At 71.8% G+C, this 2,115-nt stretch carries 3 protein-coding genes; 2 read left to right on the plus strand and 1 reads right to left on the minus strand.

The window, feature by feature from the left end:
* Together phnE (FV228_RS27645) and phnE (FV228_RS27650) are read left to right on the plus strand one after the other, a co-directional pair.
* On the plus strand, positions 1 to 812 hold an 812-nt coding region (phnE, locus tag FV228_RS27645), incomplete at its 5' end, for a phosphonate ABC transporter, permease protein PhnE (RefSeq protein ID WP_147857429.1).
* The gene (gene phnE / locus FV228_RS27650) at positions 809 to 1,678 is read left to right on the plus strand and encodes a phosphonate ABC transporter, permease protein PhnE (protein WP_147857430.1); all 870 of its coding nucleotides are present in this window, start codon (positions 809 to 811) and stop codon (positions 1,676 to 1,678) included. The genes phnE (FV228_RS27645) and phnE (FV228_RS27650), both read left to right, overlap by 4 nt.
* 26 nt (positions 1,679 to 1,704) lie before the next feature.
* Here phnE (FV228_RS27650) and FV228_RS27655 read toward each other — a convergent pair.
* Positions 1,705 to 2,115 (minus strand): UTRA domain-containing protein (locus FV228_RS27655; RefSeq protein ID WP_147857431.1); only part of this gene is annotated, 411 nt, incomplete at its 5' end.

A 2,115-nucleotide genomic window follows, 5' to 3' on the forward strand; every position in this document is an offset into this window, starting at 1 on the left:
GCTCCGCCCGCCGCCGCACCCTCGCGAGCTTCGCCGTCCTGGCGGTGCTGGCGCTCCTGGCGGGCCTCGCCGCCGAAGTCCGGCCGCTGGTCTTCGTCGAGAACATCGGCAAGTTCACCGCCTATATCGAGCAGATCTGGCCGCCGATCGGCCTCGATCACCCGCTGGAGGACGTGCGCGCCTGGTACTGGGGCCTGCCCGGCTGGCTCGCCCTGCTCGGCGAGACGCTGCTGATGGCGTATCTCGGAACCCTGCTCGGGGCGGTCGCGGGCTTCGCCCTCAGCTTCGTCGCGGCCGCCAACCTGGTGCGGTCGGCCACGGTTCGCTTCCTCGCCAAGCGCGTCCTGGAGGTGTGCCGCACGATTCCCGACGTGGTGTTCGCGCTTTTGTTCGTGATCGCCTTCGGCCTCGGCCCGATGGTCGGCGTGCTGGCCCTGGCGATCCACACCACGGGGGCGCTGGGCAAGCTGTTCTCAGAGGTGGTCGAGAATATCGACATGCGGCCGGTCGAGGGCCTGTCGGCCTCGGGCGCCAGCTGGCTCGAGACCGTGCGCTTCGCGGTGCTGCCGCAGGTGCTGTCGAACTTCGTCTCCTACGCGCTGCTGCGCTTCGAGATCAACGTGCGCGGGGCGGCGGTGCTGGGCTTCGTCGGCGCCGGCGGCATCGGGCAGGAGTTCCTGGCCGCGATCCGCAACTTCTACTACGCGGATGTCAGCGCGATCCTGGGGCTGATCATCCTGACCGTCGTCGGCATCGACCTCGCCACCGAGCGGGTCCGGCACCGGCTGACCGGCCCGGAGGAGGCCCGATGAGCCGCGCCGGAACCGAAACCCTGCGGGCGGCGGCCCGGGCCGATCTCGCGCGCCTGCGCGCCCGCTATCCCGCCCAGTTCCGGACCGATCGGGCCGCGCGCCTGCGCCGGCTGGCGGTCCTCGCGGGCCTGGCCGGGCTTGCCGGCTTCGGCGCCTGGCAGTTCGAGATGTCGCCCGCCCGGATCCTGTATGGGCTCGGCCGTCTCGGCACCTTCGCGGTGCTGATGCTGCCCCCCTCGCCGGAGGGGCATTTCGGCACCTTCGTGCACGCGCTGGGCGAGACCCTGGGCATCGCCTTCCTGGGCACCCTGACGGCGGCGATCCTGGCCTTCCCGGTGGCATTGCTGGCCGCCCGCAACGTCGTGCCCAACCCGTTCGCGCATTTCGCCGTGCGCCGGGGCCTCGACGTGATGCGCTCGGTCGACGTGCTGATCTGGGCGCTGATCTGGATCAACGTCGTCGGCCTCGGCCCCTTCGCGGGCATGCTCGCCATCGCGTGCTCGGATTTCGGGGCGTTCGGCAAGCTGTTCTCCGAGGCGATCGAGACCTGCGACCGGCGGCCCGGCGAGGGTGTCGTCGCCTCGGGGGGCTCGACCCTCCACCGCATCCGCTTCGGGTTGATCCCGGGGGTGCTGCCGGTCCTGGCGAGCCAGGTGCTGTACTTCTTCGAATCGAACACCCGCTCGGCGACGATCATCGGCATCGTCGGGGCGGGCGGCATCGGCCAGTACCTCACCGAGCTGATCCGCGTACTGGAGCTGAAGCAGGTCGCCTTCCTCGTGCTGATGATCCTCGCCACCGTGGCGGCGATCGACTGGGTCTCGACCCGCCTGCGCCGGGCGATCATCGGGCCGGCGGCCCGCTGACCGGCTCCAACCCGGCGGCGTGCGCTCTAGCCGCCGATCACCAGCTCGACCCGGTCGGCGGCGAACAGGGTGCGGTTCGCCTGGATCGGCGCGCCAGCGGTGTCGATGTTGACGCTCGACACCACCATGACGACCCGCCCGGGGGCGATATCGAGGCGCTCGGCCTCCTGGGCGTCGGCCGGGCGGGCGCGGATCCGCGTCGAGAGCCGGGTGTAGTCGTGGACCCCGCAGGCCGCGAACGCCCGGGTGATCGAGCCGCGCTCGGCATAGGCTGCGGCGAAATCGGAGAAGCGCGGCAGGGGCAGCCAGGTCTGGGCGGTTGAGATCGGGGCATCGTCCGCCCGGTGGATCGTCAGCAGTTCCAGGATCGGCGCCCCCGGCGCGATCGCCAGGGCCGCCGCCTGCTTCGGGCCGGCCGGGACGGTGGCGGCCCTGGC

It is taken from the genome of Methylobacterium sp. WL18, from assembly GCF_008040015.1.
GTDB lineage: Bacteria > Pseudomonadota > Alphaproteobacteria > Rhizobiales > Beijerinckiaceae > Methylobacterium > Methylobacterium mesophilicum.

Excerpts from the sequence above, each read along its gene's own strand:
- phnE (WP_147857430.1), top strand. The coding sequence starts at position 809 with ATGAGCCGCGCCGGAACCGAAACCCTGCGGGCGGCGGCCCGGGCCGAT.